We start from the raw sequence: 22,548 nt of genomic DNA, 5'->3' as shown, positions 1-22,548 counted from the left end.
ACGGGCACGAGATCACCGGGCACCAGTAAACACGCCGAGACTCCCGGACACAATTAGAGGCGACGGCAGCGAATGGTGGGGCTGTGGCTGTCAGCCGAGCAACCACTCGTCCGGGGCGAACAGTTCGCAATGGACACGCGACTTGTCGACCCCACAGTCGACGAGTTGCGATGTGACGGCCTGCACGAAGCCGCTACCGCCGCAGACGAAGTACGTCGCACCCTGAGGAAGGTCGACAAGAGTGAGATCCAACCGCCCATGGTGTGCATCGGCCACATCGCCGGGCTCCTCGTACCAGAGTTCGAGGACGGCGTTCGGCAAGGCGTCGACCAGTTGTCGCTGACGGGCCCGAAGCGGATGGTCGGCGGGGCTACGGTCTGCGTGGACAACCAACACCTCGGATTGCGTACCCGACAGAGCGAGATGTTCGAGAATCCCGTTCATCGGCGTGATGCCGATGCCGGCCGAGATCAATACGGCGGGCCCTGCGGAGATGTCCTCTGTCGGCAGATCACCGAACGGGATGCTGATGTCGACGAGGTCTCCCGGGCGTAGCGTGCTCGAGATCCAGTTCGATACTTCACCTGCCGGGCAGCCACCGCTGGCGACGACAGGCTTGACAGCGAACGTCAATTCGCCTGTGTCACTGCCGGAGATGAGGCTGTACTGGCGGATCTGTCGCGCGCCGTCGGGCAGAGTCACTCCGACCGAGACGTACCCACCCGGGTGCTCCTTTCGAAGCTCGGGCCAGTCGCCGGTCACACCGATCACCACTACCCCGGACGGATCTTCGGTGCGTGTGGTGACGATTCCACGGTGAAAGACCTGTCCCGCGACCACTCCCGCGCTCTCGTAAAGGCGGTTCTCGAGATCGACGAGAGTGTCGGCCATCATCCAATACACCCGGTCCCAGGCTTCGGCGACTTCGGTCGTCACTGTCTCGGCACCGAGTACGTCGACGATCGCAGCGAAGAGGTGCTCGTAGACGATCGAGTACTGGTCGGCGGTAATTCCGAGAGATGCGTGCTTGTGTCCGATCCGGGAGAGCATTTCGTCCGGGTGCGGCAGCGTCGGGTCGACCAGATGGGCGGCGTACGTTGCGATCGACGCGGCCAGAGCTCGTTGCTGCGCTCCCAGTGCCTGATTCCCGCGGTTGAACAGATTTCGCAGCAGCTCCGGTCGTGCGGCGAACATGCGCGCATAGAAGTTTGTTGTGATGGCGTCGATATTGGCACCCACCAACGGCAACGTCGCTCTGACGACGTCGACGTGATCGGGTTGGAGCTCGTGATCGACAGTGAGGGGACCGAACGTGGACACAGGTGTTCCTTCCAATGGACCGCCGACATCGAAATGGCAGGTCAGGGTGAGCGAAAAGCGACCATTGCGAGTGGAATGGTCGGGGACGCGGCTAGATCGTCGATCGTGTGGCGGTCGAGTTCGCCATAGAACGCTTCCTTGGCGACGGCCAAGGCATGCCGCAATCGGCAGGCGGCAAGAAGTGGGCAGGGCTGGTCCCCTACGCACTCGACAACTTCGCGATCGCCTTCGAGCTGACGGATCAGGTGGCCCACCGATATCGATCGGCCCGTGTCGGTGAGGAAGAGCCCGCCGGTACGGCCGCGCTGCGCACGAACGCAGCCCAATCCGACCAAGCGTGTAATCGCTTTCGCAACATGGTGTTCGGACGCGTTGACTCGAACTGCAATGGCTCCAGTGGTCATCCGAGGACCGTCCGGGCCGGCGGCTGCCAGCAACATCATCGCCCGTAGGGCCAGATCGCTGAAGCGAGTCAGTTGCATGTCTACGACGGTACTCAATCCCGTACACCCGATGCGGGTTTTGGAGCGTGGGTTCAAACACCACGATCCGTGCGGTTTTTACACCTGGACATTCCTCACAACTCCGAGGCCAATTCTTCGATAATTCGCGCTGCCGGGTCAGCGGAAGCGCTGCGGTGCCCGGCACCGGCCCACAGGTTGATGCCGTGAGGGTCGTTCGCTGCGGCCTTGCGGATGCCGCCGGTCAGCGTGTTCACGGCGGGGTACTGGCGTGACGATCCGGTATCGAACCGATCGATGAACTTGTTGCGCAAGGCTCTGGCGGGACGGCCGCTGAAGGCTCGAGTGACCACCGTTTCGGTGAACCGAGGATCGACCAAGGCGGCGGCGTGGGCAGGCTTCGTCCCGGCTTCCGGCGACCGGAGCAGGGCGGTTCCGACCTGAGCCGCCACTGCCCCGTAGCCCAGGACTCGACGGACATCGGACGCGGTGGTGATCCCGCCTGCGGCCACGAGGGGAACCGACACTGCTCGGCGTATCGCAGGAATCAACTCGTCGAGGGCAATGTCCGAACTCTCGGCATCGATGCGAAAGGTCGAGCGGTGCCCGCCGGCATCGGGGCCTTGCACGCACAGGGAGTCGGCGCCTGCATCGACCGCCGCGCGGGCGTCCTCCTCGTTGGTGACGGTGACGGTGACGGCGCTCCCGGCCTCGTGCAGGCGGGCGATGATGTCGGCACTCGGGCACCCGAAGGTGAACGACACGACCGGGATGGCTTCGGCCACGACGATGTCGAGCTTCTCCTCCCAGTAGTCGTCGATATTTTCGGCAAGGGTGCTGTCGGCGGGGAGTTCGACGCCGAGATCATCGGCGTAAGGCTGGAGCAGCGCGCGATACCGCGCAATGTCCTCGGTGTCGACAACCTGCCCGTCCTCGGGGACGAACAGATTGACCCCGAACGTTTCTATGCCAGCACCGCGAACGGCAACGATGTCCGCGGTCAACCTTTCCCGGGTGAGATAGCCCGCGGCAAGGAACCCCAGTCCACCTGAATTCCGTACTGCTGCAACCAAGTCAGGGGTCGTCGGGCCTCCCGCCATCGGCGCTCCGACTATAGGCACCTGCAACGACTCGTAACGAAACATCGAAACTCCTGGAGAAGGGTGGGGCAGTGAGTCCGAGAGTAGGAGCCATCGGCGCAGCAGGCCAATACGCCGAGCACCGGTGGATATACGCTGGACGTATGGAGGTCGAGCTGAGACACCTGCGCGCGTTGGTCGCTCTGGCGGACTGCGGCACTCACACCGCCGCAGCCGCCGAACTGCGAGTTTCGCAGCCGACACTGACGCGTTCGGTTCGTCAACTCGAACAGCGTTGCGGGCGTCGATTGATCGAGTCCCGTACTGCTCAACTGACCGAGGACGGATTGGTCGTGCTGGGGCGTGCACGCAGGATCCTGGGAGAGGTGGATTCGCTGATCGCAGATCTCGACGACCACCCGGTCGTGCGGTTGGGCTTTGCATGGTTGCTCCCCGACGGATGGTTCGCTGCCACGCGTGCCTCTCTCGTACGTCAATACGCCGCGGACGTGGACGTGCGCCGCGTCGACGACCCTCTCGCAGCTCTGGATGCGCGCGACGTCGATGTGGCGCTCTACCGAAGTCGCCCACATCATTTGACCGCCGGCACAGTGACTCGTCAGGTCGGCACCGAACGACGAATTCTTGCGGTGAGCCGGTCGAACCCTTCCTTCGGTGATGCCACCGAGGTGCGGTGGGACTCGCTCCCACCCGGTCCATTGGTGGTCAACACGCTGTCCGGTTCCACAACAGCCGACTCCATTCCGATTGCCGAAAACGGTGTACCGCGAGTGGTGATCACCTGCCGAAATTTCGAGGAGTGGCTCGAGAACATCGCTGCTGGACGCGGAATCGGCATCGTTCCGGAACTGGCCGCACGACGGATCTCTCACCCCGGACTACGGTTTCTCCCTATCGACGGCGCACCGCCGACCCAGGTGCGGCTGGCGTGGCGTGATGGACCGATGCCGCCACGAGCCGTTCGTTGGTTTCTCGACGTTGCTTTCACCGATTGGCAAAATACTTGAACTGCCCCACCGCGACCTACGCGAGTTCAGAGGTCGAGATGGTGCGGCACGACAAGATACGGCAACGTAACTCGGTCGAGCTCGAAGTTGTGGACGGAATCCGGCCGAAATCCATCCACAACTTCGAGCTCGGCAGAGAATTACTCGGACAACTGACGTCGCAGGAGTTCCGCGCCGGCGGTGAGCGCGACCATCTTGTCTCGTGCGACGCGTCGGTCGAGTGGTGCCATACCGCAATTGGTACTCGGGTAAAGCTTGTCTGCGTCGACGAACGGGAGTGCGCGCCTGAGTGTTTCAGCGACTTCTTCGCCAGTCTCTACGGTGTCGCTCGCTACATCGATCGCACCCAGCATGACCTTCTTACCTCGAAGCAGTTCGATCATGTCGACAGGTACGCGCGAATTGTGGCTCTCCAGCGACACGATGTCGATCGAAGACTGTTGCAATAGTGGGAACGACCGTTCGTACTGGCGCCACTCGGCCCCGAGAGTTGCCTTCCAGTCGGTGTTGGCTTTGATGCCGTAGCCGTAACAGATGTGTACGGCAGTTTCGCAATTCAGCCCTTCGATTGCACGCTCGAGTGTCGCGATTCCCCAGTCTTCGAGCTCGTCGAAGAACACGTTGAATGCGGGCTCGTCGATCTGAATGATGTCGACGCCTGCCGCTTCCAAGTCCTTTGCCTCTTGGTTCAGAAGAGTCGCGAACTCCCATGCGAGCTTCTCGCGACTCTTGTAGTGGTCGTCGTAGAGCGTGTCGACCATTGTCATAGGGCCGGGCAGTGCCCATTTGATCGGCTGGTCGGTCACTGCTCGAAGGCGCGTCGCATCTGCGGCAAACACTGATCGTTTGCGGCTCACTGCGCCGACAACAGTCGGAACGCTTGCGTCGTATCGGTCACGAATTCGCACAGTTTCGCGCCGATCGAAGTCGACGCCCTCGAGATGTTCGATGAACGTGGTCACGAAGTGCTGACGCGTCTGTTCACCATCGCTGATGATGTCGAGCCCCGCACGACGCTGTTCGTCAGCTGCGAGCGCCTGAGCGTCGAGTTTTCCTTCACGCAATTCGTCGTCTCGCAATTTCCACGGCGACCAGAGCTTCTCCGGCTCGGAGAGCCACGAGGGCTTGGGTAGGCTACCGACGATCGAGGTCGGCAGGAGTGCGTTCATCTCTTGTACCTTTCGGTCTCGAACGGTCAGGCGCATTGCTCGGTGGCCCACCGCTTCAGGACCGAGCCATACGGTTGCATGAGATTCACGTCGGCGAACTCTGCCTGTGTCGTTGCAAGTCGATTGCGCTCGACACGGTCGTAGGTCACTTGCGGTAGCGAATAGTTTTGGTTGTCGAGACTCGGCCGGTAGACCTCCGAGGCGGCAGTGTTCGCGTTGTAGATTTCAGGACGATAAATTTTCTGGAAGGTCTCCATCGTCGCGATCGTTCCCGCCAGTGCCAAGACCGAATAGTCGTTGAGCAAGTCACCGCGGTGGTAGAACGCCAATGGAGCGACAGACCCGTGGGGCATGAAGTAGCGAACCCTGAGACCCATCTTTTGGAAGTACTGATCGGTGATCGACTTGTCCTCTGTCTCGTATTCGAGCCCGAGGACCGGGTGGTGGTTCGTGAGGCGACGGTAGGTACTGGAGGTCGACACACTGATACAGATGACAGGTGGTTGCGAGAACCGTTCACGGTAGTCGCAAGAATCGACAAAACGCTGAAAGACCTGACCGTGCACATCGCCGAAGTCGCTGGGAATAACCGACGCTCGTTGTTTCGGGAGCCGAAAAACGAAATCGTGGTCGCGAATGTACGAGGAGAAGTTGTTTCCGACGATGCCCTCTGCGCGGGAGCCGGTAGTGGTGTCGACTATTCCGACATCGAGCATTTCGATCACCGGAAACGCGGCGTCGGCCCCCACGGACACGAGATGCAGATCCACCGAGATGATGTCGAGTTCGAGTGCGTAGCGGTCGCCACGTGGATTGTCCCAGTGAACCACCTCGTTGAGACGAGTGTTCATCATCGTCACCGCGTTACGCAGGTTCTGTCGACCATGCTCGCCGCGTGCAAGATTCGCAAAGTTGGTCGTGTGACGCGAGTTCGTCGACGGGGTGTAGTCCTCGTCGAAGCGCGTCGTGCTGATGCTGATGCTGAAAGTACAGTCGTTCGTCATGCTGACCAGTAACCCCAATCACGTGCGCTGAGTGTGGCGACGAACGCGTCACCACGCGGGTTCACAGCCTGAGTCTTCGCGGCACTTCGACCGAACTACTCGATGGTCGGGCCGATTCTCAGGTCGAGAAAACCGGGAGGCTGCTGTCCGAAGCGGCCTGAACGCGAGCCTAATTGGACCAGTCGCCATAGCCTAATCACTCAAGATTATGACTGACCATAGGCACGGGCTATGCCAGTAGGTCGACGCCGAAACCAGACACGACGTCACGCATCTCCGCCACGAAGCGCTGGGCCTGGACGGTCAAAGACACCGAGGCATGACCGATCCAACCGATCTCGATGCGATCGTCGACGTCGAGGGGAACAGCGATGATGGACGGATCGAGATCATCCGAGACAATGCCGGTGGAGATGGTGTATCCGCCCAGACCGATCATGAGGTTGAAGATGGTGGCACGATCGCTCACCCGGATCTCTTGTTTGGACGAACGGGTGGAGAGTATCTCTTCGGAGAGGTAGAACGAATTGTTCGCGCCTTGGTCGAACGTGAGACGCGGAAGTTCTTCGAGATCGCTCAGCTCTACACTTTTTCGCTCCGCCAGGGGGTTCGTACGGGCAATGAAAATATGCGGCGATGCCAGAAACAGCGGCGTGAAAACCAGACCTGCTTCGCGAATCAGCTTGTCGATCACGCTTGCATTGAACTCGTTGCGATAGAGGACACCGAGTTCACTGCGGAGCGTACGGACATCCTCGATGATTTCCCACGTACGGGTCTCTCGAAGACTGAACGAATACTCCGGAGCCTCAGATGCTTTCACCATGCGAACGAAGGCGTCGACGACGAACGAGTAGTGCTGAGTCGAGACGGCCAAGAGTCGTCGGGCGGGCCCCCGGCCGAGGTACCTTTGTTCCAAGAGTTCTGATTGCTCGACCACCTGGCGCGCGTAGCCGAGAAATTCGGCGCCGTCCTCAGTGAGTGTGACCCCACGGGTCGAGCGAACGAAGAGGGTCCGACCCACGCGACGTTCCAGGTCTTTCAATGCCGCAGACATGGTCGGTTGCGCGATGTACAGCAAGTCCGCCGCGGCACTGATGGACCCCTCGGCGGCTACTTCTACGAAGTAGCGCAACTGCTGAAGGGTGATGCCTCGCACCGTGCCCGCGACGTCCCGTGCCATGACAGAGATCATCGCACTTGTTCAGCTCTTCGCACCCGACGAGCCGTCGACAGCGGGCTCGATCCAGCGAACAGGTCGAGAACCGCGGCAACCCCACGAGCAGTGGAACCGGACCAACGGGTTGGCCGGCGTCAGGCGACAACAGCGCGTTGCGACACTCCCGAGTACTGGCTCAGCGGTCGGATCAGCGCGTGCGACGCACCTTGCTCGATGATGTGGGCCGTCCGCCCGGCTTTGCGACTCATGACGAAAATCGGCGTGAACACGTCGGTCTCGTCACCACCTGTCGTAGATGGACTTTCGGTCGTCCACCCTGTTGTCGTCGACACTCTGCAGTGGTCGTTCCGTTGCTACTCGATCCACGATTCTCGCCACCCGATAGTCTTCGGTCAGTTCCCGCCGAATTTCCGACGCAGCCCTTTCGGCGGAGGCCAATGCTTCGCTGTGGGTACGGACGATCGCCGCGCCGGCAGCGTCCGAACTCAGCTGTGAAAACGATTGCGATACAACCATATCGGTGATACGACCGTCGATCGAGACTGCGATCGTCACCTCGCCGTCACTCGAGGTTGCCCTGCCTCGTACCTGCAGCAGGGCTCGATGCACGCGAGCGGCTTTGACAGTGAGCTCTTCGACGTCTGCGTCGGCCCGGCTGGTCATCGCTGTTCGATCACCCAAGGAGCAACAGCACGCGGAGGGGTGTGCCCGGCCTCGATCTCGAAGCACGGCGAGGACCCTCCCAGGCTCAGAAATTCGGGTGTGCCGAGTTCGGCGAACAGCCGATAGCCATCCGGTGTCGTGGCCGACGCCCGCTTTCCACCGTCCTTGCTCTCGTCTTCGACTGTCCAGCCCCATTCGCCCCAGCTGTCCACCAGCACTGCGAGATTGTCTCGATGCGCCCCGTCGCCGACCACCCAGTAGCCGACGTCGAATCGATGCGGCCCGTAGTCGATGGTGTTGTCGTCGTAGCACGGTGCGAATCCCCCTCTGGGAAGTCTCGATTGAGGGAAGGTCGGATTCTCGAGATCGAGCCTCGTTCCTGCCGGCAGCACCGAGAGCGAGCGCCCCAGTACCTCGACGGACCGAGCCTGCGCCTGCTCCTGTGTCAGTGTGCTGTCCACATCTGCTCCGTTCTGCGAGCACCCGACCGTGAGAAGAACACATGTCAGTGCAATCGCCAGGAATGCTCTTGTCTTGCCTCGGACGGTTGGATCGGTCATTCGACATTTCCTGTGTTCGTGATGATCTGTGCCATCGATCGCAGCGACGGTGTGCCCTGCTCGAAATAGCTACTGTGCGAGGGAGGGTCGAATCCGACATCACCCAGCACCGGTATATCGATGGAGTAGTCACCCGGCGCACTCTCGAAGACACGTGCACCGAATACATCGGACGTCGGATCCACGCCATGAGCAACTTCCGGCACCGCCACCCCGATCCACGTCACCGGGTCGGCCGGCGCAGCGGTAGCGAACACGTGATCGCCCATCCGATCCGGCGCAATCCCGTCGAGCGCAAGCTCACTCACCGTGGGGACCCCCACCCCGGGGCTCCCCACGAACACGACACTGTCGACATCGAGTGAGCCGCCATCGCTCATCGCATGTCCGACCACCGTGCTGCCGTAGCTGTGACCGATGACGGTGTTGCGCGAGGGTGGGCCGTCGTGGGCGGCTCGCAAACCGTCCTGGAAACTGTCCAGCCGGGGAGCTCCAGTGTCGGCGAAGGTTGTCCGCGCGGCGTCGTAGACGTCCGGCGGAGAGTCGTACCCCATCCACATGATCACCGAGTTCTCGCTACCCGGCGACACTTTGTTGGCCTCGAGCAGAACCCGTTCCGCGCGCGCCATGTCCCCGCCCATCTTCGACAACTCGGTGCCGGTCCCCGGAACGTACGTCGCAACGTTGTGCGCGGTATCCGGATTGTTCAGCGCAATCGCACCTCGGCCGTGGTCATCGATATTCATCAAGAACTTGGGAACACCGTCATCGACGTCGAGCTGGTTGCGCACTTCGTAGAGACCAGCCACCGCACTGGACGCCTCCTCGCGATCGGCGGTCCAGCTCTCCCATTCTTTGCGAAGAGCCTGTTGTCTGTCGTCGAGGAGGCCTTCGCTGGGCGGCACGTTCTCGCCTCTGGCCCAATCAGGATGACGAGCATCGACAGCGGCGAGATCGGTTTCCGCTGCCGCTGTGATCGGTACCAGCAGATCCTCGTTCACGCGTGCCTTGTCCACCGCTGGTAATCCGTCCCGGCTTCCGATCGCCGGGTCCCAGGCCGCCAGTCCGTCTTTCTCGGCCGGAGTCAATCCGTCCCAGAATGCAGCGAGCTCTCGAGGATCGTCGGGCAGAAACGCGTTGCCGTCCAGTATGTTTCGAACATCGTCGCTGTAGTGATCCGAGGCACCGGGAGAATCGGATATTTCTGCGATGGCATCGATCGCACGTTGCAGCGAGTCGGCACACAGTCGGTCGACGTCGGCAGCACTGCGCAACAGAGAACGCACCATGGCCTCGTGGCTGCGCGCTTGCTCGTCGAAACTGCTTTGTAACAACAGATCTGTGACGATATTGCCGGTCGAGCAGACGGGGGCGGTGACCGTACCGGCATCGGTCACGGTAAATCCGCCGGCAACCGCAGCATCGACTGCGACCAGAGTCGACGTCCGCACCTTGGTCAGTTGCCCTGCCGCTGTGCCGATTTCATCCGCCTCGCTATCTATTGCGGTGACGAGATGGGTTGCGGCCAGTCGATCGGCCAATGATCTGGCAGATGCGGCTGTGGCCGCGTCCCCTTCCCATCGGCTCAGGCCGTCCCTCGTGGCGCGGCTGACGTCGGTCAGCAAATCGTCGAATACTGCATTCACTGCTGCGAGACCGGCAGCGACATCGACGAGTGCAATCGGATTCCATCCGCGAACCTGCGAGACAGTTGCGCTCATCGACCCTCGGCGTTCAGACGCACGAGCTGATCACTGAACGCTCGGTCGGTGTCTTCGTAGCTGTCCGCCGAGGCCAACGAGGCGGACGCCATTTCTCGAATACGTACTCCCACTACGCGATAGGCGGCGAGGGTCGGCATAGCAGCGGACCGGGCAACATCGCCGAACGCCGAGTTCGGCATCGCATCGGCAGCGGCCACGATAGGAGCTACCGGATCCAACGACCCCACCGTATCGGCGGTGTCCGTCAGCGCGGTCCCCAATGCACGCAACGCGTCGAGATCGACTTTCAACATCGGCATTCCCCCGGTACGTCCCATCGCGCCCTCCCCAGCGCCGCGCCAGCGTAGCAGTACGAATGCTTGCGTCGCATCGCGCCGAGGCCAGCTCGACGCCCACCAGTTTCATAGGAACGGAACCAGCGCCCTTCATGGGTCAGACGTGTCGTGTACCTGTAGTTGCGGGGAAGACTCGGCTCATGAGTGACCGTGCCGCTGCGATGACCGTCAACCGATCGTGCGTCAGCATGAATGCGAAACGGCGGTCGCCATCGGGCCCGTCGTCGCCGAGGTCGCGGGCGATCAAGGCTGCGAAGTAGTGGGGACCGACGACGGTGATGGTCCATTCGCCGACAAACCGTTCATCGGGGTCCAGCCGCGCCCCCCGCACCCCCAGCGCTGGTACGGCATCCATCCCGACACCCAACGCCGCCACGAACGGGTTGTCTGCAGCCAACTTCGCGTAGCGATCGGCCACCGCAGGTGTAAACCAGTCCGCGTCCTGGAAAGCGGACTGAATGGTGAGGGGGTCGTGCATGCTCTGGGCGTGGTCTTCGAGCTGGCGGGTCAAGGTCAACAGCAACGCCTTGCTGCCCACGCGGGCGGGTGCGGAACCGAGGACGTCCGACGGTACGGACGGAACAACCACGCCCGGTCGGCCCGGTGGACCGAAATTCACCGGATGGATCATGCGGTCGATGCTCTCGCCGAGGTTGTTCGTGCGCGGCGACCGGATCCGGCTGCCGAGTGGCGCTGGACGACCGTACATCCAACCCTGTCCGAGGCTGGCCCCGAGCCCGCGAGCACGGCGTAGATGGCCATCCGTTTCTATACCTTCGGCCAGTATCCACGCACCACTGGATTCGACGTGCGCAGCGATCGCCAGGACCACCGCGGCCTGTTGAGGCGACGGATCCGATTGTACGAGAGCGTAATCGAGTTTGATGATGTCGGGAGCGACGAATTCGAGCAGGGCCAGCGAGTCGGGATGGGACCCGACATCGTCGAGCGCAATCAGACAGCCGTTAACGCGAGCGAACCGCACGGTTTCGAGTAACACGGCAGGGTCGGTGAGCAGAGACCGCTCGGTGATCTCGACGACGACATTGAGAGCCGTGGCCGCGGTGCGAATCATCTCGCGTGCATAGTCTGGAGGAACCCGCGAGGAAAGCGGCTCGATGTTGACGAACAACGACAGATCCCGTTCCAGGCCGGAGTCCAGTGCGCCTGCGACTGCAGCGTATCGGCAGGCCCAGTCGACCTCGTCGATCGCGCCTCGTTCGGTGGCGATCGAGAACACCACGCTGGGGTCGACCCGGGGATGCTGTGGCCAGCGTGCAAGGGCTTCGTAGCCGACGACCGTACCGGTGGTGAGATCGACGATCGGTTGATACTCGGGCCGAACCGACCGCGGATCGTCGAGAATCATGTCAACGTCTGTGGAGGCCATGAGGGCAGCTCGCTCCGATCAGTTCGGCTCGACTGTGGGTCACCAGAGGGTACCGGCCAAAGGCCATCCGATCCGGTGGCGGCACCTGCGCGATCACGAGGACCTGTCAGCGTCGGGCAGACACGGAAACGCTGGACATCAGAGACGGAGCGACGGATCGCGTCGACTGCCGCGTGCTGACGTGCGGCGGTAGAACGCCTGGGCGTGCTCTTGTTCTTCGGTTTCCTGTGCGTCCGCAATGGCCTTGCCCACTACGGTGCTCAGCCCCAGAGAAGACAACGCCCACATACTCAAAATCGACACGATCAGCACAGCACTACCATTCTGTTGACGACTTCGAGGTGAAGCCTTACCGGTGTGTTACCCAGCAGCCGCCGCCGGCAAGCCCGATCCAAGGGATCTGTGTGTCACAGTCGATCGATTCCGGGTGAGCGCAACCGCACGGCAGCAGGCGGTTCGGGGTGCGCCACGTCGTCGACGGGACGCAGTCGCAGAACCTGCTGAACATGGGAGACAAGGGCCGCGGAGTGGCCCGCGGGGACGTCTCCAATTTTGCGTTGACCGACCGCCTCGCGCGGTACGGTGACCGCGGGGATCGGTACGGCTCGAAAACGAGATCGGGGGATCATGACTCTGTTCGGTGTGCTCGATCGTGTACTGACTCGACGACTGCCCCTCGAGCCCCCAGACGATCCCTATGCCGCGATCCTTCCGACCCCGATCGACAACGACGACTTCTTCCTCACCCCTCCCGGCATCGAGGACCTCGCACCCGGCGCGGTGATCCGGCAGCGCACGACCCGCGGTCTGGTCCCCCGGCCGCGAACCACACTGCATCAGTTCATGGTGCGATCGACCGACGCACGGGGTCTGCCCGCAGGCGTCACCGCCTCGCTGCTGATCCCGAGGCGGCCGTGGACCGGGCGTGGACCGCGGCCCGTCGTCGCCCACAACGTGGCCATCGATTCCCTCGGAGCCAAAACCACACCGTCTTACCGGCTCGTGCACGGTGTCGGCGCCGACCTCCCACCGGTGATGCCGCTCTGGCTCGCCCGCGGCTACGCCGTCCTCGTCGCCGATCACCAAGGCCCACGAATGTCGTACTCCGAAGGCACGATGGCCGGGCACGCCGTCCTGGACTCACTCCGCGGGATGACGATCGTCGCCCCGGAGCTCACCGACAGCCCGGTAGTGGCCTACGGCTACAGCGGCGGCGCGATCGCCACCACGTGGACAGCGCAACTGCAGCCGAGGTACGCGCCGGACGTGAGATTGGTGGGTGCCGTCTCCGGTGGAACGCCCACCGACTTCACGATGCTGCTCGACACCATGAACGGCACCGTCGCGGCCGGTCTGCTGGGCGCGGCGAGCATAGGTCTCGCGCGTGAGCACCCCGAGATGGTGGAGTTGTTCGGCCCTAAGGCGTTGCTGTTGGCGTCCTGGGTGAAGGACATGTCCGTCTTCCCCCTGGCCTTGGGCGGGCTGGTACGCATGCGACTCGAGGACTTCGCGTCCGAGCCCAACCCGTTCGACTCCGACATCGCACGGCGAGTGATCGCCGCGAACCGTCCCGGTGCCGACGCGCCGGCGGCACCGGTCGCGTTCTTCCACGGTTCCGCGAGCAAGATGATCGGCGATCGCTTCATCCCCGAGGCCGGCGTGACTGCCCTGATCGAGCAGTGGCGCAGCAAGGGTGCCGACGTGCACTACGAGCCCGTGGCGGGCGACCACTTCATCGGCGCCATGACCGGTCTGCCGTTCGTGTTGCGCTGGACGGCAGGGCAATTCGCGGCCAACGGTTCTGGCTAGCTCGCGCCATCTCGCTCGAACTCGGGAGGAACCCGACCTTACGGTGCCGCCCATCGCTCGTCGTCACGCGTGCCTCCATCGAGTACCGGCTATGTAGGGTCCCGGCCTTCGAACCGACACTGCAGTCTGCCCGGGCACCTCCCGCCCAGCTCATGCACAGTGACGTGCACCAACAAAAGTTTCAGCGGTGAGTTGGCAACGAGATGTGACATCGTGCGAGATCGACCGCCACATGCCGCCGACAGCTGTATCAGTCGGCGCAGGGCATCGCGGTCAGTCCTTGCTGAGAATGGTGATGACGCAGGCGGCCGCCTCCGGATGGGTATAACCTCCTGCGTTCTCGGCGAGTCCGCGGCGGGCACCGTGAACCTGTCGGTCGCCGGCGCGGCCGCGCAACTGAGTGACCAGTTCGACTATCTGGGCCGCGCCGGTGGCGCCCACTGGGTGTCCCTTCGACACGAGACCGCCACTGGTGTTGACCGGGAGATCTCCGCCGAGAGCGGTCGCCCCGCTTCGGGCCAGCTTCGGACCCTCGCCGCGTTCGCACAACCCGAGTTCCTCGCACACGATGAGCTCGTTGGGTGACGCTGCGTCGTGCAGCTCCACGATGTCGAGCTCGTCCGGTCCGAACCCGGCGCTCTCGTACGCGGCTTCGGCGGTACGACGTTCCAGAGTGGTGGCACCCCCGCCGGGAATGCCGGTGAGCAGTGTGGATGCTCGAACTCGAACGGCGTCAGGGGACGGCGTATCGGCGGTCGCCCGCACCACGAGCGCCGCGGCGCCGTCGGCCACGGGCGAACACATCAGCATCGTCAACGGATCAGCGATCAACCGGCTCGCCAGCACCTCCTCGGGGGTGCGCACCGTGCGGTACTGCGCATACGGGTTCAAGGCGGCGTGAGCGGAGTTCTTGGCCGCGATCATCGCGAAGTCGTGCGCGGTGGCTCCCGTCGCCGCCATGTAGTCCCGGGTCTCCTGGGCGTAGACCTCCATGAAGAACGACTCGGCGGCATCGTCGCGGCCGGTCAGTTCTCGGCTGTAGTGCTCGAGGCGCTCGATGTCCGCAGCAGACGCGAGAGCGTCGAGCGCCGCGCGGGTGCCGCGACCGCTCATCTTCTCGTTGCCGATGACCAGGACGGTGCGATACATCCCCGACAAGATCGCCGACTGCGCCATATGAAGCGCCGTAGAGCTGCTCGCGCAAGCGTTCTCGACGTTCACCAGAGGCTTGCCCACCAGAGCGGTGTCAGACGTGACCACCTGACCGCGAGCCATCTCCTGCCCGGTCAAGAGTCCACCGACGGCATTGGCGTGGATGATCAGATCGACGTCGGCCTCGTTGATCTCGGCGTCACGTAGCGCCTCGGCGATCGCCGGCGCCGCCAGGTCACGCAGCGACCGGTCGGGGAACTTCCCGAACGGTGTGATCCCCACTCCGACAATGCTCACCGTGTCCACAGTGCTCACCAGTTCCACAGTGCTCGCCAGTTCCACAGTGCTCACCGGGCCCATGTCCCGTCTCCAAATCGCATGGTCAGATCTTCGACCCGTGCGTGGTCAACGCTGTGACCTCGATGTTGATGTAGTTGAACAGTGGTAGACCCCAAAGCAACTGGTGCAGTTCGTCACTGGAGTCGACCTCGAAGATGCAGCAGTTCGAGTGCTGTCCGACCACGCGCCACAGGTCGCGCAGCTTGCCGTCTCGTTGCAGCTGCTGAGCGTAGGCCTTCTCGCGTGCGCCGAGGTCTGCTCGGAGCGTGGGGTCCATATCGTTCGGTATGACTGCTTCCATCTGTACGAGGAAGAACATGAACTATCTGCTTTCTGTCGATGATCGGGAGGGTGCGATGTCGGTGGGCACGGTCGGTCGACCACGCCCCATGTCAGAAGCGTCCCTGCAACTTTCGGTGGTCCCAACTGACAATGCGGGTCGGGTAGAAACGCAGGCCCACCCGTTTGGGCACCTGCATCGCGACGAATTCGGTGCGGTCATCCTCGACGGGATCGATCGGCAGTACGTTCGGGAATCTGCCGGTGACTTCCATTCCGATCGAGGTGACGAGATCACTGTCGTCGATGATCTCGACGTCGCACTCCATGCTCACCCCACGCAACTCCCCGTAGGCGACACCGGACTCGACTTGGATGGTGGCCGTGGGACGGGATCGTAGGTTTCGGACCTTTTGCGATGCCCCGTAGGTCCAACTGCTCACGCGCGTGGGCATGTCGGACACGTACCAGATAGGGGCCAGGTGAGTACGCCCGGTCGATCCGATGCTGGCGCAGGTCATGACGAAGCCCTCGGCGAGGAAGTCTGCTACCTCGTTGTCGCTCATCCGAATCATGTCTCGGCGAGACATCAGTTGCTCCTGGCGTTGTGGTGTGTGGAATGTAAGAGCAGAGGTGCTGCCGGGGCAGCGGAACGGCTGAGAGAGATCGTCGACGATGCGCCGATCTCTCTCAGCCGCAATGGTTCCCGGCTAGGGACGACCCCGGCGGTTTCCCGCCGGAGCCGGACGTGCCGGGCTCAGACCGGCGCCTGGGGCGGCAAGCCGAGGAGGATCTCGCCGTATGTCTCCGCCGCGCGACCCATGTCGAGCGTGGCGTGCGTACTCATCAGGTTGATGTCGCGCAAGTTCCGCTGCAGGGGCGACTCGAACCGGTAGGCGTTGGCGCCCGCCGTCGCAACCAGCTCGTTGACCCCGGCGCGGCAGAAGTCGGTGATCATCCCGCCCTGTGCCTTCATCCGTCCGCGGGTCAGGGGATCGCGCAGCGTCTCGAGATCGGCCGTGTCGAGGAAGTCGATGAAGCCGTCCAGCATCGAATCCGCCAGCGCCACCCCGGCGTCGCCCTTGCCCACCACGATCCGTGTCGTCTGCTTGCTGTCGGCGCGCGCACCGGTATTCATGACGCGGTTCTTGGTGACTCGCTTGAACTCTTCGGCGGCACTGGCGTAGGTGCCGACTGCCACGGGGAGGATCTCGCCGACGATGAACGGGAACACGGGCATCGAGTACAGCGGGTTGGAGTGCAGAGCTGAACCGGGGGTGGTTCCCTCCATGACCTGGGCGGCGTCCACCGTGTGATAGTCCGGGACGAATACGTCATCGATCGCGATGTCGTGGCTTGTCGTCCCGCGCAACCCGGCGATGTCCCAGTTGTCGATGACGGTCACGTCGGACCTGGGCGTGAGGAAGAACTTCAGTGACGGCGGCTTCCCGTCCTCCATGACCAACCCGCCGCTCAGGAAGTACTCGGCCCACTGCGTCCCGGAGTTCCAGGAGCTACGGCCCTTGGCTATGTAACCGCCCTTGGTGGGCGTGAGGGAGAACGACGGGGCGAATGTGCCAGGGGACAGCGCGAAGGAACGCTTTGCGAACACCTCGTCCTGCGAGCGCTCCGGGAAGAGCGCGTGCAGCCAGTTGTGCCCGATGAAGAACGCCAACACCCAGGCGGTCGAGGTGCAGCTCGGGGCGATGGTCCGAACCACCTTGGACATGGTGTCGATGTCGAGCTCGTAGCCGCCGTAGCGCTTGGGTACCAACATCTTCATGAATCCGGCATCGGTGAACGCCTCGATGACGGTCGGCGAGACGGAGCCACGCCGGTCTGTCTCGGCAGCCTCGCCGGCCACCAGTTCGGTGAGGTCATGTGCCCTCCCGATGAGTTCGGCCTTGACGTCTGCGTCGCTGAGTGTCTGGAGAGTCATGGGTCAGTGCTTCTTCCTTGGTCGGGTAGGACTGCTGATTCTGGTCGTGTGTGCGGAACTCAGGGCCTCGGTGGGCCACTCGGGTGAAGTCCTCTGTGATGGCGGACTGTTGCCTTTATGTCTATCGCGGTGTTACCTAGGTCACGACTGGCCGCGAGCACACACCGCCCCGTGTGGATTGGCTCACAGCCCAGAAGACGGCGAGAAGCCGTTACGGGGATCGATTTGAAGCGGAGGATGATCGAGTGCATTGGGCGAACAAGCTTTCCAGTAGTCGCTCCGACGGCAACGAGCCCGTGTGGTTGGGTTCTGATGCCGAGCGGATTCGGGCGGCATGGGGGTCGGGCGCGGTCATGTGGGCCGCGGAGGTGGGTGAGTCGCTCATCGCGGAGTCGGCCAGTCTCGAACTCACGCTCTTCAACGGCAGTGGGTCGATCGTCGACGCGTTGCGTCGCGCGACGACGTCGACGACCATGCGTGTGTTGGCCATCGTCTCGGGCTGCGGAGAGCCGGACATGCCCGTGGTGAGCCCCGAAGCCGCCGAGGCGACGCGAGACTTGGCGCGTCGTGGGATGGAGGTCAGCGACTTCACCCGATGCATCCGATTCGGACATTCGGTCTTGGCCAGCGCGTTCTTCGACGCGGTGACCGACGCAGGGCCACAGCCGGATGAAAACGGCGAACTCCGTCGCGTCTCGGCGCTCGTCTTCAAGTTGATCGACGAGTTCCTCGTGGAGACGACCCCGATCTTTCTCGAGGAGCGGAGCGCCTGGGGTGCAAGTAAGTCCGCCGCCCAAGTGGAGCTGGTGAAGAAGATCCTCCAGGGTGATCCGGTCGACACCACCCATGCCGAGCGAGTGTTCAACTATCCGTTGTCCGGAGCGCACCTGGCGGTCATCGCGTGGAGCGCGAACCCCGGAGATCACACTGCGCACGGCCTGCGCGCCACGATCGGTCCGGTGCTGGAGAGCTGGGGAACCCCCCGTTCGTCGCTGGTGGTCCCGGTGGGATCGAATGCGTTGTGGGCGTGGGGGACATTCGCCCCGAAGGGCTACAACGAGCGAGTCACCACCTTGCCGCAGTTCGATGGCACCCACCTCGCGGTGGGACAGATCGGCGTGGGCCTCGACGGGTTTCGCCGAACCCATCTCGAAGCTCGTGCCGTGGAACGTCTGATCCGCCACGGTTCCCGTCAGCCGCCCCCGACCATGGCTCACCACGACGTCGATCTCGACGTGCTCTTGCTGGCAGATCCAGAAGCGGCGCGGTGCTTCGTCGCTCGTCACCTCGGGCCGCTCGGGGCCGACGACCCGCGCATGGCCGAGCTGCGAGCCACGCTGCGCCTCTACCTGGACATGGACCGGAGTCTTGCGAAGGTGTCTGCGGCCGAACATATCTCACGCAACACGGTCACCTACCGCGTCCAGCAGGCATTCGCCCTGTGTGCCCACGACAACGACACGCCCACCACCAAGATCCGGGCGGCACTCACGATCGCCCAGTCGCTGCTCGGCACGCCCGCGCCGGCTCACTGACAACGACGACGCGAGAGCCTTCAGGGCCGGCTCCTATGTAGGAGCCGGCCCTGAAGGCTCTCGCGTGGAACTTGGGTCAGCTCTCGGCACCGTTCGGGCCGGGATGTTCGCTGAACTGTTCCCGTAGTCGGCGCCGGAGCACCTTGCCCCGAGAACTCTTGGGTAGTTCGTCGACGAACTCGACCCGTTTGGGGCATTTGTATCCCGCGAGCTGCGCGCGAACAGCCGCGATGACGTCTGCGGCCGTGAGATTCTCGGCCGTCCTGTCGGCGACCACCACGGCGGTCACCGCCTCGCCCCACTGCTCGTCGGGGAGTCCGACGACCGCTACCTCCGACACCCCGGGGACAGTGTCGATGACGTTCTCGACCTCGGTGGGGTAGACGTTGAACCCACCGGTGACGATCATGTCCTTCTTGCGGTCGACCATGTAGAGGTAGCCGTCCTCGTCGAACTGACCGACGTCGCCGGTGTAGAACCAGCCGTCGTCGTCGAAGACCGCGGCGGTCAGGTCGGGGCGACCCCAGTAGCCATGCATCCGCACGTCGGCGCGCAGCGCGATCTCGCCGCGCGACCCCGTGGGGACGTCATGTCGATCGTCGTCCACCAGTCGGACCTCCACTGCTGCCACTGGACGACCCGCTGAACGGAGTCGTTGCGGCGCAGGACCATCGGGGTCGAAGATGTGCGCCCTTCTGGGCAACACCGTCACAGGCATCGGGTTCTCGGTGAGGCCGTACACCTGTACGAGGACGTTTCCGAAGGTCTCGATCGCCGCAGTGAGCTGGCTCAGAGCGATGCTGGACGCGCCGTAGATCATGTATTCCAGCGACGACACGTCGATGCCGAGGGTTCGAGCGGTGTTGGTGAGTGTGGCCAGCATCGTCGGCACCAGGACCGTGTGGGTGACGTGGTGCTCGGCCACGGTGCGTAGGAGCTGTTCGGCGTCGAAGTTCGGTAACAACACCTGTGTGCCACCGCGGTAGAGCGATGCGAACGCCAGACAACCACTGAAGTGACCGAGCGGCGCCGAGTGCAGAAGCACATCGGTCTCGTCCAGACTGCAGATCTCGGCCAGGACGTTGCGCGTGAAGCCCACGATCGAGCCCTGGGTCAGGGTCGATCCCTTCGGTTCCCCGGTCGTCCCCGAGCTGTAGATGAGCCACCCGTCGGTGCCGGCAGTCGGCGTGGCCTCCGGCGGTGTCGCCGACGCGGCCTGCAGAAGGTCGTCCCAGCTGGTGTGGTCTGTGCTGTTCCCGATGACGACGATCTTCTCGAGCGTGGGGATCTTTGCGGCAACGGTCTCGAAGCGTTCGAGGTAGCTCTCCTCGACGATCACCACCCGTATGGAGGCGCTGGCGAAGATTCCGATGAGCTCGTTGGGATGTAGCCGCGGCGTCTCGGCGCAGCGCACGTATCCCCCCATCAGACAGGCGAAGTCGACCTCGAGGAATTCGATGATGTTGCCGGCGACCAGCCCGACCGGCTCACCGGGACGGACCCCGAGGGCGTCGAGAGCGTTGACGGCACGGTGGATACGGTCGCCGAACTCGGCGTACGTCACACGTCGATCACCCTGAATCAGCGCCGTCTTGTGGCGATGATTGACCAGGGCTCTCTGGATCAGGTCGGCAGCGGTGACCCGCGACGGGTAGACGGTCGTCTCGGCCGGGGCGAGGGTCGTCATTGCGATGAACACCTTCCCCTCGACGGGAGCGGAAAGGAGGAATCGTGGCGGATCATGCGGCAGCGGGTTCGCTCAAAGCTGTCACGACGTCGTCGATTGCGACGATCTCCGCGAGCATGCCCAGCGTCTGCAGAGCGAACTGATGCGTCTCCTCGTTGAGCGCCGAGCAGGCCTCCGGCACGACGATCATCCGGTAACCGAGGGATGCTGCGGCAAACGCTGTCGACAGGACGGCCATGTTCGTGGCCACCCCACACATCACGAGCGTCTTCGTCCCGCGCCGCTGAAGGACGTCGTGCAGGTCACTTCCGACGAACGGGTTGGGATTCTGGTGTGTCACCACCACCTCGCTGGCGACGCGGGCCAGGCCGTCGACGAACTCCGCGCCGGGCTCGCCGTCGATCAACGCGTTCATGTCCAGGGTGCCCTGGGTGAGAGGGAGGTTGAGCAACATGTTGGAGCGGTCGGGACGGGAGGCGACGCGGACCAGGATCGGAAGGACGGAGGCCGCATCGGCCGCCTGGAGCAATTTGCTCGCCTCGCCGACGACGTTCCGTCGGGTTGCCTCGCCGCCCATCATTGCGCCCAGGGCCTGCTGGTTGACGATGATGTCGTTCTGGAGATGCAGGACCACTACCGCTGTCTCGGTGGGGTTCAGGTTCATGTGATCACTTTCTGGTGTCGGGTTGGTTGTCGAGCTCGTGAAGCTGCGGCCTCTCAGAGCTGCAGTAGGTCGCGTTCCTGCAGCCACTCACTGATCACGCCGACCGCATCGCGCATGTGATCGTCCTGGCCCATGTAGTAGTGGTTGGCACCCGAGATGACGTGCGCGGTCTTGTCGCTGCTGGCGCACGCGTCGAACAGTTGCTGGGTGTGTGGCTGTGGCACGGCATTGTCGGCGCTGTTCTCGATCGCGAGGAGCGGGACGTGGATGTTGCGCGCAGCCACATGGGCACGGGCATTGGTGTCCTCGGGCGACCACTGGGACAACCACCCTCGCAGGGTCGAGCAGCGAGCGAGGCCGGCAGGACTGATGTTGGCGAGTTCGGGCTTGCCCATGAACGACATCCCGGGCTCGCGATCGTTGGGATCGATGGTGATGTCGAGGAAACGGGGGTCGGCCAGCGTGCGATGGGTGAGGATCACGCGTTCGGACTCGCCGTCACCGTGGTTGCGTAGATGTTCCAGGAGTTCCTTGACGTAGGTGGTGCGGCGATCGATGCGCGCCACTTGCTGAGACCGGAAGTGCTCCAGAAAGTCCTGCGAGTAGGGCGGCTGGTTGGGGTTGCGAGGGTCGTAGAGGTCGAGTTCCGTGTCACGGATCTCGGGGTTCGACTCGTCGAGGACAGACGGGTCGATGAAATCGCGCAACATGTCGGCGCGTCCCAGATGCGCTGCCTGGAAGATGAACGCATCGCCAGGGATCAGACCCGCGAGGTCCACCGGATCTCCTGCCGGCGTGGTCGTGATGGTGTGGTTCTCGGCTTGCGACTGGTACAGCGCGGTCAACGAGCCACCACCCGACCACCCGACGAGTACGACTTTGTCGTACTCCCAGACCTCCTTGGCGTGGCGTACGAAGGCGCCGTAGTCCACGATCACCTTCTCCATGATCAGCGGAGTGTCGTTGCGTGCGTAGCGACTCTCTGCGCACAGGACGTGAATCCCTGTCGCAGCCATCACGCGGGGCAGCGGGATGCGTCTGATCGAACCCGTCGGATGCATGAAGACCAGCAGTGTCGTCGACGGCTTTCCTTTCGGACGCATCCGTACGCCGTCGAGCACGACACTGTCCGGTGCCGAGAATCCGTAGACCTCGCGCAGAACGGTCACCTCGGTGTGCGACACGTTCACGAAGTCGATGTCGACCTCGTATTTCTCCGCTACAGGCACCT

Annotated in this window: 23 protein-coding genes and 1 pseudogene; 3 read left to right on the top strand and 21 right to left on the bottom strand. The window is 63.2% G+C overall.

Going from position 1 to position 22,548, the window contains the following annotated elements:
• Window positions 1-90: 90 nt before the first annotated feature.
• The 3 genes from QM588_RS22815 to QM588_RS22805 form a co-directional block, all read right to left on the bottom strand.
• A complete protein-coding gene (locus QM588_RS22815; protein ID WP_283316803.1) occupies window positions 91-1,320 on the bottom strand; it encodes a globin domain-containing protein in 1,230 nt (409 codons plus the stop codon).
• A gap of 41 nt (window positions 1,321-1,361) precedes the next feature.
• Entirely contained in the window at window positions 1,362-1,802 is a 441-nt protein-coding gene (locus QM588_RS22810) for an RrF2 family transcriptional regulator (protein WP_283316802.1), read from the bottom strand.
• Window positions 1,803-1,897: 95 nt separating this feature from the next.
• A complete protein-coding gene (locus tag QM588_RS22805) occupies window positions 1,898-2,926 on the bottom strand; it encodes a nitronate monooxygenase (RefSeq protein ID WP_283316800.1) in 1,029 nt (342 codons plus the stop codon).
• 26 nt (window positions 2,927-2,952) lie between these two features.
• Here QM588_RS22805 and QM588_RS22800 point away from each other — a divergent pair, with 26 nt between their 5' ends.
• On the top strand, window positions 2,953-3,888 hold the full coding sequence (locus QM588_RS22800) for a LysR family transcriptional regulator (RefSeq protein ID WP_283316798.1): 936 nt from the start codon (window positions 2,953-2,955) through the stop codon (window positions 3,886-3,888).
• A 140-nt stretch (window positions 3,889-4,028) separates the two neighbouring features.
• Here QM588_RS22800 and QM588_RS22795 read toward each other — a convergent pair whose 3' ends face one another.
• From QM588_RS22795 to QM588_RS22745, 11 genes and pseudogenes are all read right to left on the bottom strand, one after another.
• Entirely contained in the window at window positions 4,029-5,057 is a 1,029-nt protein-coding gene (locus QM588_RS22795; RefSeq protein WP_283316797.1) for a methionine synthase, read from the bottom strand.
• Between the two features lie 26 nt (window positions 5,058-5,083).
• On the bottom strand, window positions 5,084-6,061 hold the full coding sequence (locus QM588_RS22790; RefSeq protein ID WP_283316795.1) for a putative oxygenase MesX: 978 nt from the start codon (window positions 6,059-6,061) through the stop codon (window positions 5,084-5,086).
• 229 nt (window positions 6,062-6,290) lie between these two features.
• Entirely contained in the window at window positions 6,291-7,244 is a 954-nt protein-coding gene (locus tag QM588_RS22785) for a LysR family transcriptional regulator (RefSeq protein WP_283316794.1), read from the bottom strand.
• 131 nt (window positions 7,245-7,375) lie between these two features.
• Window positions 7,376-7,510 (bottom strand): annotated as a pseudogene (locus QM588_RS22780) (citrate/2-methylcitrate synthase); the annotation flags it as partial.
• 10 nt (window positions 7,511-7,520) lie between these two features.
• Window positions 7,521-7,904, bottom strand: coding sequence for a YbaB/EbfC family nucleoid-associated protein (locus QM588_RS22775; protein WP_283316793.1), 384 nt, complete (start codon window positions 7,902-7,904; stop codon window positions 7,521-7,523).
• Window positions 7,901-8,464 (bottom strand): hypothetical protein, encoded by a 564-nt coding sequence (locus tag QM588_RS22770; RefSeq protein WP_283316791.1) that lies wholly within the window; start codon window positions 8,462-8,464, stop codon window positions 7,901-7,903. Before QM588_RS22770 ends, QM588_RS22775 begins: the two co-directional genes overlap by 4 nt.
• The gene (locus QM588_RS22765; RefSeq protein WP_283316789.1) at window positions 8,461-10,185 is read right to left on the bottom strand and encodes an alpha/beta hydrolase; all 1,725 of its coding nucleotides are present in this window, start codon (window positions 10,183-10,185) and stop codon (window positions 8,461-8,463) included. The genes QM588_RS22770 and QM588_RS22765 overlap by 4 nt, the downstream gene beginning before the upstream one ends.
• Window positions 10,182-10,505 carry a UDP-glucose 4-epimerase gene (locus QM588_RS22760; RefSeq protein ID WP_283316787.1) on the bottom strand — a complete coding sequence of 108 codons (324 nt, stop codon included), beginning with the start codon at window positions 10,503-10,505 and terminating at the stop codon, window positions 10,182-10,184. Before QM588_RS22760 ends, QM588_RS22765 begins: the two co-directional genes overlap by 4 nt.
• Window positions 10,506-10,620: 115 nt before the next feature.
• The gene (locus tag QM588_RS22755) at window positions 10,621-11,892 is read right to left on the bottom strand and encodes a sensor domain-containing phosphodiesterase (RefSeq protein WP_283316785.1); all 1,272 of its coding nucleotides are present in this window, start codon (window positions 11,890-11,892) and stop codon (window positions 10,621-10,623) included.
• A gap of 159 nt (window positions 11,893-12,051) precedes the next feature.
• A complete protein-coding gene (locus QM588_RS22750; protein ID WP_283316783.1) occupies window positions 12,052-12,216 on the bottom strand; it encodes a hypothetical protein in 165 nt (54 codons plus the stop codon).
• Window positions 12,217-12,320: 104 nt separating this feature from the next.
• Complete coding sequence (locus QM588_RS22745) at window positions 12,321-12,542, bottom strand: hypothetical protein (protein WP_283316781.1); 222 nt, start codon at window positions 12,540-12,542, stop codon at window positions 12,321-12,323.
• On the opposite strand from QM588_RS22745, the gene QM588_RS22740 reads away from it, so the two are divergent.
• The gene (locus tag QM588_RS22740) at window positions 12,541-13,722 is read left to right on the top strand and encodes a lipase family protein (protein ID WP_283316779.1); all 1,182 of its coding nucleotides are present in this window, start codon (window positions 12,541-12,543) and stop codon (window positions 13,720-13,722) included. The two genes, QM588_RS22745 and QM588_RS22740, sit on opposite strands and share 2 nt — an antisense overlap.
• Window positions 13,723-13,995: 273 nt before the next feature.
• On the opposite strand, the gene QM588_RS22735 is transcribed toward QM588_RS22740, so the two are convergent.
• From QM588_RS22735 to QM588_RS22720, 4 genes are all read right to left on the bottom strand, one after another.
• Window positions 13,996-15,189: a thiolase family protein gene (locus tag QM588_RS22735; protein WP_283316777.1), complete on the bottom strand. Its 1,194-nt coding sequence runs from the start codon at window positions 15,187-15,189 to the stop codon at window positions 13,996-13,998.
• Window positions 15,190-15,256: 67 nt separating this feature from the next.
• Window positions 15,257-15,532: a muconolactone Delta-isomerase gene (locus tag QM588_RS22730; protein WP_283316776.1), complete on the bottom strand. Its 276-nt coding sequence runs from the start codon at window positions 15,530-15,532 to the stop codon at window positions 15,257-15,259.
• 73 nt (window positions 15,533-15,605) lie between these two features.
• The gene (locus QM588_RS22725) at window positions 15,606-16,082 is read right to left on the bottom strand and encodes a pyridoxamine 5'-phosphate oxidase family protein (protein WP_283316773.1); all 477 of its coding nucleotides are present in this window, start codon (window positions 16,080-16,082) and stop codon (window positions 15,606-15,608) included.
• 167 nt (window positions 16,083-16,249) lie between these two features.
• On the bottom strand, window positions 16,250-17,431 hold the full coding sequence (locus tag QM588_RS22720) for an acyl-CoA dehydrogenase family protein (protein ID WP_283316771.1): 1,182 nt from the start codon (window positions 17,429-17,431) through the stop codon (window positions 16,250-16,252).
• A gap of 245 nt (window positions 17,432-17,676) precedes the next feature.
• Here QM588_RS22720 and QM588_RS22715 point away from each other — a divergent pair, with 245 nt between their 5' ends.
• Window positions 17,677-18,966 (top strand): PucR family transcriptional regulator, encoded by a 1,290-nt coding sequence (locus tag QM588_RS22715; protein ID WP_283316770.1) that lies wholly within the window; start codon window positions 17,677-17,679, stop codon window positions 18,964-18,966.
• 76 nt (window positions 18,967-19,042) lie between these two features.
• On the opposite strand, the gene QM588_RS22710 is transcribed toward QM588_RS22715, so the two are convergent.
• Genes QM588_RS22710 through QM588_RS22700 form a run of 3 tightly spaced genes read right to left on the bottom strand, consistent with a single transcriptional unit; the run spans window position 19,043 to window position 22,546 of the window.
• The gene (locus tag QM588_RS22710; RefSeq protein ID WP_283316769.1) at window positions 19,043-20,653 is read right to left on the bottom strand and encodes a class I adenylate-forming enzyme family protein; all 1,611 of its coding nucleotides are present in this window, start codon (window positions 20,651-20,653) and stop codon (window positions 19,043-19,045) included.
• Between the two features lie 52 nt (window positions 20,654-20,705).
• Window positions 20,706-21,317: a cysteine hydrolase family protein gene (locus QM588_RS22705; RefSeq protein ID WP_283316767.1), complete on the bottom strand. Its 612-nt coding sequence runs from the start codon at window positions 21,315-21,317 to the stop codon at window positions 20,706-20,708.
• A 53-nt stretch (window positions 21,318-21,370) separates the two neighbouring features.
• Entirely contained in the window at window positions 21,371-22,546 is a 1,176-nt protein-coding gene (locus QM588_RS22700) for an alpha/beta hydrolase (protein WP_283316766.1), read from the bottom strand.
• Window positions 22,547-22,548: the final 2 nt, after the last annotated feature.

The organism is Rhodococcus sp. IEGM 1354 (genome assembly GCF_030056855.1).
In the GTDB taxonomy this organism is placed as follows: domain Bacteria; phylum Actinomycetota; class Actinomycetes; order Mycobacteriales; family Mycobacteriaceae; genus Rhodococcoides.
The sequence above is the reverse complement of the archived record's forward strand: the minus strand, read 5'-3'. Positions and strand labels throughout refer to the sequence as shown.

What these genes read in the sequence shown, in the direction of transcription:
- QM588_RS22810 (WP_283316802.1), bottom strand. Translation starts at nt 1,802, where the DNA reads ATGCAACTGACTCGCTTCAGCGATCTGGCCCTACGGGCGATGATGTTG.
- QM588_RS22805 (WP_283316800.1), bottom strand. Translation starts at nt 2,926, where the DNA reads ATGTTTCGTTACGAGTCGTTGCAGGTGCCTATAGTCGGAGCGCCGATG.
- QM588_RS22795 (WP_283316797.1), bottom strand. Translation starts at nt 5,057, where the DNA reads ATGAACGCACTCCTGCCGACCTCGATCGTCGGTAGCCTACCCAAGCCC.
- QM588_RS22790 (WP_283316795.1), bottom strand. Translation starts at nt 6,061, where the DNA reads ATGACGAACGACTGTACTTTCAGCATCAGCATCAGCACGACGCGCTTC.
- QM588_RS22785 (WP_283316794.1), bottom strand. Translation starts at nt 7,244, where the DNA reads ATGGCACGGGACGTCGCGGGCACGGTGCGAGGCATCACCCTTCAGCAG.
- QM588_RS22775 (WP_283316793.1), bottom strand. Translation starts at nt 7,904, where the DNA reads ATGACCAGCCGGGCCGACGCAGACGTCGAAGAGCTCACTGTCAAAGCC.
- QM588_RS22770 (WP_283316791.1), bottom strand. Translation starts at nt 8,464, where the DNA reads ATGACCGATCCAACCGTCCGAGGCAAGACAAGAGCATTCCTGGCGATT.
- QM588_RS22765 (WP_283316789.1), bottom strand. Translation starts at nt 10,185, where the DNA reads ATGAGCGCAACTGTCTCGCAGGTTCGCGGATGGAATCCGATTGCACTC.
- QM588_RS22760 (WP_283316787.1), bottom strand. Translation starts at nt 10,505, where the DNA reads ATGGGACGTACCGGGGGAATGCCGATGTTGAAAGTCGATCTCGACGCG.
- QM588_RS22755 (WP_283316785.1), bottom strand. Translation starts at nt 11,892, where the DNA reads ATGATTCTCGACGATCCGCGGTCGGTTCGGCCCGAGTATCAACCGATC.
- QM588_RS22740 (WP_283316779.1), top strand. Translation starts at nt 12,541, where the DNA reads ATGACTCTGTTCGGTGTGCTCGATCGTGTACTGACTCGACGACTGCCC.
- QM588_RS22745 (WP_283316781.1), bottom strand. Translation starts at nt 12,542, where the DNA reads ATGATCCCCCGATCTCGTTTTCGAGCCGTACCGATCCCCGCGGTCACC.
- QM588_RS22730 (WP_283316776.1), bottom strand. Translation starts at nt 15,532, where the DNA reads ATGTTCTTCCTCGTACAGATGGAAGCAGTCATACCGAACGATATGGAC.
- QM588_RS22725 (WP_283316773.1), bottom strand. Translation starts at nt 16,082, where the DNA reads ATGTCTCGCCGAGACATGATTCGGATGAGCGACAACGAGGTAGCAGAC.
- QM588_RS22720 (WP_283316771.1), bottom strand. Translation starts at nt 17,431, where the DNA reads ATGACTCTCCAGACACTCAGCGACGCAGACGTCAAGGCCGAACTCATC.
- QM588_RS22710 (WP_283316769.1), bottom strand. Translation starts at nt 20,653, where the DNA reads ATGACGACCCTCGCCCCGGCCGAGACGACCGTCTACCCGTCGCGGGTC.
- QM588_RS22705 (WP_283316767.1), bottom strand. Translation starts at nt 21,317, where the DNA reads ATGAACCTGAACCCCACCGAGACAGCGGTAGTGGTCCTGCATCTCCAG.